We start from the raw sequence: 5,596 nt of genomic DNA, 5'->3' as shown, positions 1-5,596 counted from the left end.
AGCGATGCCCGCGTTCGAACAAGGGGGTCTGCAGGAAATTCTCCAGCTCCCGGATCTGGCGGCTGATGGCCGCCTGGGTGATGTTGAGCTCGTTGGCCGCCTTGGTGAAGCTCAGCAGTCGCGCGGCGGCCTCAAACGAGATCAGGGATATGAGCGAGGGGATGCTGGTACGCAGGGAAGACATAACAAATCTTAATGCCAATCAGGCTTCAGCCGCAAGCAATCGCGGTCGCGACGGCTGGTGATTTCAATGCGCTTTCGTGCGTGTGGCGACAGAATTCCAAAAATCGGACCAAGGCAAGCGAGCCTGATAATTCAATATCTTAAGCGATCCGGCGTCAACCCGACCCACTGTGATTGACAAAACAAATTGTTATGGGTGTCCAAGAATTTTGCGCGTTTACGGCCAGCACCGGCTTCGGCATGTTGACGTTACTGAAAGCGCGATCATAGGACCGGCACCACATGAACGCTCCCCTCGTCGGCACCTCCGCCCATGCGCCCTTCGCGGCCGGCCGTGATCTGTTCAAGACCGTTTCAAGTCATTGGCCGTCCGGCGTCGCGGTGATCACCGCGACCGCCGACGACAAGAGCCTGCACGGCCTGACGATGAGCGCGGTGATCGCGCTCTCGCTGGACCCGATGCAATATCTGATTTCGGTCGACAAGACGTCCAACACGCTGCCGGTGCTGAAGGCCACCAGGCGCTTCTGCATCAACTTCCTGAGCAGCCGGCAACAGGATGTCTGCATGCTGTTCGCCAGCAAGGCAGCGGACAAGTTCGCGTCCGTCAGCCATCGCATCTCCGACACCGGGCTCCCGTTGATCGAGGGGGCGGTCTCGCACATTGTCTGCGATGTGAATTCAGTCATTTCGAGCGGCGATCACGAGATCATGATCGGCGATGTCCGCGACATCGAGCATGCCGGCGGCGATCCGCTCATCCACTTCAAGCGCTCGTTCCATACGGTGCAACCGGGCTGAGCCATCCGCACCTGGCCCGGCACATTGCCGACTGGCTACACCGCCTGGGCATTTCATGCTTGCATGGAAGGCTTGGCAGCATGTGCGCGGAAACGGGTTCCCACTTTCGGCGGACATGCTCTAGGATGGGTCGATGCGGCTTTGTGTGTTTGTGACGACGTTGGGATTCTTGCTGGTGGCGATCGCCGCCGGCATGTGGCCGTCCTGGGCGCTGGCGGCGTCGCTGTCGCCACCCGCCATTACGGTCGTGGCCGTATCATCGCCCGTCACCACGAAGCCGCCGGCCTTCAAGCCCTGCTACCATGCGGTGCGGGCGTCGAACATATCCTGCTTTCCCCAGATCGGCCTGCCGGGGAGCGCGACCGGTGGCGAGACCCGGAATTCCGGACATTGCGTTCCTGTGACGGGCGCGCCTGCAACAAGGCTCATCTTCCGCGAAACGGAACCGCGCCCGCCCCGGCCCTCCTTCATCGCCTGAAATCGGCGCGCGCGGGTGGCTAGCCGCCTGCGTGCTTCTTTCATCCATGAAGGGCGGCGGTGCCGCTCCAGAGGTCATCTTATGCTCAACGAAAATCCGATCGGCCGCCGGCGCTTCCTGCTTGGCGCCTCCACCCTTGCGGCAAGCGCGGCACTGTCTTTCCTGCCGGCCCGCGCCCAGGAAGGCCTGACACCAGAACAGGTCCTCAATGATCCCGATATGCCGTTCGTCGGCGCCAAGAATCCCGACATCACGATCGCCGAGTTCATGGACTATAACTGCCCGTATTGCCGCAAGAGCCATCCGGAACTGAAGAAGCTCCTTGCGAGCGACCGCAAGGTGCGGGTCGTCTACAAGGACTGGCCGGTGTTCGGTCCGGTTTCCGAATATGCCGCCCGCCTGGCGATTGCGGCCAAATGGCAGGGAAAATATGAAGCCGCGCACGACGCGCTGATGTCGTCGCCCAAACGCTTCCAGCAGAATAAGGAAGTGACGGCCGTGTTGACCAAGGCCGGCATCGACATGGCGAAGCTGGACAAGGACGCCGTGGCGCACAAGGCCGACATCGACAAGCTCATCGCGCGAAACGCCCTGCAGGCCGATACGATCGGCCTGCAGGGCACACCGTCATGGCTGGTGGAGTCCTTCATCGTCTTCGGCGGCCTCAGCCACGCCCAGTTGCAGGAGGCCGTGGCGGAAGCGCGCCGCAGGAAAAAAGCGGCCGCCGGCAAGTAGTATCCGTGCCTTCGCGGAGGTTGCCGGCCATCCGGCATGGCAACCTCCGGCGCTCTTGGATCAAGTCTTAAAGCAGGTCGCGTGAAAAAGGATTCACGCGACCTGCTTTAAGTTTTTGCTTTCAAGCATGTCTTTGTCCCGAAACCGAGCCCACTTTCGGGAGACATGCTTTAGGCGATGAATGCTTCGGCCACGCCGCGAATGCCTGCGGCATCGAGCTTGTAATGGGCATAGAGATGGGTCGGCGGCGCGATCAGGCTGTATTCGTCATAGATGCCGTGGCGTTTGAGCTTCACGCCGATCCCCTCGTCGGCCAGCACTTCAGCCACCGCGCCGCCAAGGCCGCCCAGGACGTTGTGCTCTTCGACCGTCATGATCTTCTTCGAGCGGGAGGCCGCTTCGAGAATGGCGTCCCGGTCGAGCGGCTTGATGCACGCCATGTCGATCACGCCGACTGAGCGCCCGTCCGCATTCATGGCGCTCGCGGCCTCGAGCGCGCCGTGCACGGCCATCCCGCAAGCGATGATCGTCAGTTCCTCGCCCTTCAGGTGCTCATGCGCCTTGCCGAACTTGAATGTCGGCGTCTCCTTGTAGACGACGGGATCGCGGCCGCGGCCGATGCGGAAATAGATCGGCTTGTCGTAGTCGGCGGAAGCGCGGATCGCCGCTTCCAGTTGCGGACCGTCCGCCGGCGAGACCACCGCGAGATCGGCGATCGAGCGCATGATGGCGATGTCTTCCGTCGCGTGGTGCGATGTGCCGTAGAAGCCGAGCGAGATGCCGGTGTGATGGCCGACGAGGCGGACCGGCTGCGCGGAATAGGCGACGTCCATCCTGATCTGCTCGCAGACGAGCAGAGCCAGGAAGGAAGCGAAGGTCGCCACGAAGGGCGTCACCCCGCATGTCGCGATGCCCGCGGCGGTGCTGACCATGTTCTGTTCAGAAATGCCGAAGGAGATATAGCGGTCGGGATAGGCGGCCGCGAAGCGGTTCAGGCCGTTCGAGTATTGAAGGTCGGCCGATCCGGCCATGACATTGTGGCCTGCCTTCACGAGATCGATGAGCCCGTTGGACAGATGATCGAGGCCTGGATTGACGGCGTTCAAGCCGCGGTATTGCCAGGAATTGGGAGAAAGAGGACCGTTCATTTCAAGCATCCAACGCGTTGATTTCGGCAATGGCCTTTTCGGCATCGGACGGGTCGAGATAGCCCAGGTGCCAGCCCGGCTCGGTTTCCATGTAGGAAACGCCCCTGCCCTTGCTGGTCTTGGCAATGATGACACAGGGCCTGGCGCGCTCGTCGTCCGCCCTCACCTGCCGCAGGAGTTCGGTGACCTTCGCCACGTCGTGGCCGTCGACGGTGTGAACCTCCCAGCCGAAGGCGCGCCATTTCTCGTCGAGCGGTTCGATGTTCATCAGGTCGTCGACGCGCCCGTCGAGCTGGTAGCCGTTGCGGTCGATGATGGCGATGAGATTGCGGGCCTGGTGCTGCGCGGCGTTGATGGCGGCCTCCCAGACCTGTCCTTCCTGCATCTCGCCGTCGCCCATCATGCAGAAGACCCGATAGTCCTTCTCGGCGGTCCAGCGCTGCGCCAGCACCATGCCCAGCGCATTCGAGAGCGCGTGGCCGATCGAGCCCGACGAGAAGTCGACGCCGGGCACCTTCCTCATGTCGGGGTGATCGCCAAGCGGGCTGCCGAGGCGCGTGTACTGGTCGAGCCATTCTTTCGGGAAGAAGCCGAGATCGGCATAGATCGGGAACAGGCCGACCGCGGCATGTCCCTTGCCGATGGTGAAGCGATCCCGCCCCGCCCATTTCGGATCGCCCCGGCGCAGCCGCATGACGTCGTAATAGAGCGCGGCGAATATTTCCGCCGCCGAGAAGACCGACGTGTAGTGGCCGGTCTTGGCGATCTCGATCAGCCGGATCGTCTCCAGCCGCACGAAGCGGGCGCGCTCCTTGAGCATCGCCACCACATCCGGCGTGGGCTCGAAGCTGTTGCCGCGCGCCGTGCCTCCAGAAGAACCGCTCATATCATCCCTCGATCAAAGTTCTTGGTTCCGTGGCACGGCTGCGAAGCCGCGCCACGACTGCGTCAGGAGCGTAGATTTTCCCGGAAGGTGCGGCCGGTGTAGTCGCGGCGGTAAATGCCCCGGCGCTGAAGTTCAGGCACCACCGACTTCACGAACTGGTAGAACGAGCCGGGGGTGATTGACGGACAGATGACGAAACCGTCGCACGCCTCGGCTTCGAACAGCTCGTGGATGTGGTCGGCAATCATCATCGGCGTGCCGACGAGCTGCGGCGACATCTGGGTGGTCGCATATTGATGGCCGGCGTCACGCAGCGTCTTGCCCTTGCCGCCGCTCATGATGATATCGAACACGCCGCGCGCGCCTTGCGTGATCTCCATCTCGCTCAGGGGCTGGTCCATCGGGAATCCGGACAGGTCGATGCCGATATGGTTCGACATCTCGGAAAGGCCAAGCTCGGCATTGGCGAGGGAATCGATATAGTCCGCCCGCTCGCGCGCGATCGATTCCGTCTCGCCTATGACGATATCGGTCGCGGGCAGGATGGCGCAGTGCGAAGGGTCGCGCCCCGCATTCGAGACGCGGTCCTTGACGTTGCGGTAGAAGGCTTGCATGTCCGCCTTGTTGTTCTGCAGCGTGAAAACGATCTCGGCCCAGCGCGCCGCAAACTGACGCCCGCGGTCCGAAGACCCCGCCTGCATCAGCACGGGACTGCCCTGAGGCGAATGCGGCGTCATCAACGGGCCGCGCGTCCTGACATATTTGCCGGCATAGTTGGCGTAGCGCACCTTCGACGGATCGCCGAAAATGCCGGCCTGCCGGTCGAGCACCAGCGCATCCGACCCCCAGCTGTTCCAGAGCGCCGTGCAAGCCTCGACCACCTCATCGGCATGGTCATAGCGTTGAGCCTTGTCCAGCAGCCGATCCATCCCGTAGTTCTGCGCTTCGCGATCGGTCGCCGAGGTGACGATGTTCCAGGCCGCCCTGCCGCCACTGATATGGTCGAGCGAAGCAAAGGCACGGGCAATATGGAACGGATGGTAAAGCGAGGTCGACATCGTCGCCGAAAGGCCGATGTGATTTGTCACCCGCGCCATCGCCGTCAGCATCTGCATCGGGTCGAGCATGCACATATGCCCGCCATATCTGACGCAGGGATCGATGACGCCGCCATAGGTATCGTAGAGGGTCTGGACGTCGACGAAGAACAACCCGTCGAACTTTCCGGCCTCCAGGATACGGGCGATGTTCTCGTAGCGTCCGGGGCTCAGGAAATCCGTCCCGTCGCTTTCGTCATGGCGCCAGCTGCCGTTGTTGTGCCACGAAGGGCCGATCGTGCAATAGCCGACGAAGTGTAGCTGGCGC

7 protein-coding genes are annotated in these 5,596 nt (G+C 62.4%); 3 read left to right on the top strand and 4 right to left on the bottom strand.

What is annotated here, in order from left to right:
• The coding region (locus EOD07_RS20210; protein ID WP_127236721.1) for a LysR family transcriptional regulator at positions 1 to 184 on the bottom strand (184 nt) is incomplete at its 3' end.
• A gap of 281 nt (positions 185 to 465) precedes the next feature.
• Between EOD07_RS20210 and EOD07_RS20205 the strand changes: the two genes are divergently transcribed.
• The 3 genes from EOD07_RS20205 to EOD07_RS20195 all read left to right on the top strand — a co-directional run bounded on the left by EOD07_RS20205 (position 466) and on the right by EOD07_RS20195 (position 2,197).
• The gene (locus EOD07_RS20205; protein WP_052467945.1) at positions 466 to 984 is read left to right on the top strand and encodes a flavin reductase family protein; all 519 of its coding nucleotides are present in this window, start codon (positions 466 to 468) and stop codon (positions 982 to 984) included.
• Between the two features lie 175 nt (positions 985 to 1,159).
• A complete protein-coding gene (locus tag EOD07_RS20200) occupies positions 1,160 to 1,462 on the top strand; it encodes a hypothetical protein (protein ID WP_127236720.1) in 303 nt (100 codons plus the stop codon).
• A gap of 81 nt (positions 1,463 to 1,543) precedes the next feature.
• Positions 1,544 to 2,197 carry a DsbA family protein gene (locus EOD07_RS20195; RefSeq protein ID WP_127236719.1) on the top strand — a complete coding sequence of 218 codons (654 nt, stop codon included), beginning with the start codon at positions 1,544 to 1,546 and terminating at the stop codon, positions 2,195 to 2,197.
• A 170-nt stretch (positions 2,198 to 2,367) separates the two neighbouring features.
• Here the strand turns inward: EOD07_RS20195 and EOD07_RS20190 are convergent, their stop codons facing one another.
• The 3 genes from EOD07_RS20190 to EOD07_RS20180 all read right to left on the bottom strand — a co-directional run.
• Positions 2,368 to 3,345, bottom strand: coding sequence for a transketolase C-terminal domain-containing protein (locus EOD07_RS20190; protein WP_127236718.1), 978 nt, complete (start codon positions 3,343 to 3,345; stop codon positions 2,368 to 2,370).
• 1 nt (position 3,346) lies between these two features.
• Complete coding sequence (locus EOD07_RS20185) at positions 3,347 to 4,231, bottom strand: transketolase (RefSeq protein WP_127236717.1); 885 nt, start codon at positions 4,229 to 4,231, stop codon at positions 3,347 to 3,349.
• 62 nt (positions 4,232 to 4,293) lie between these two features.
• On the bottom strand, positions 4,294 to 5,596 hold a 1,303-nt coding region (locus EOD07_RS20180), incomplete at its 5' end, for an LLM class flavin-dependent oxidoreductase (protein ID WP_164772376.1).

The organism is Mesorhizobium sp. M2C.T.Ca.TU.002.02.1.1, assembly GCF_003997225.1.
The sequence above is the reverse complement of the archived record's forward strand: the minus strand, read 5'-3'. Positions and strand labels throughout refer to the sequence as shown.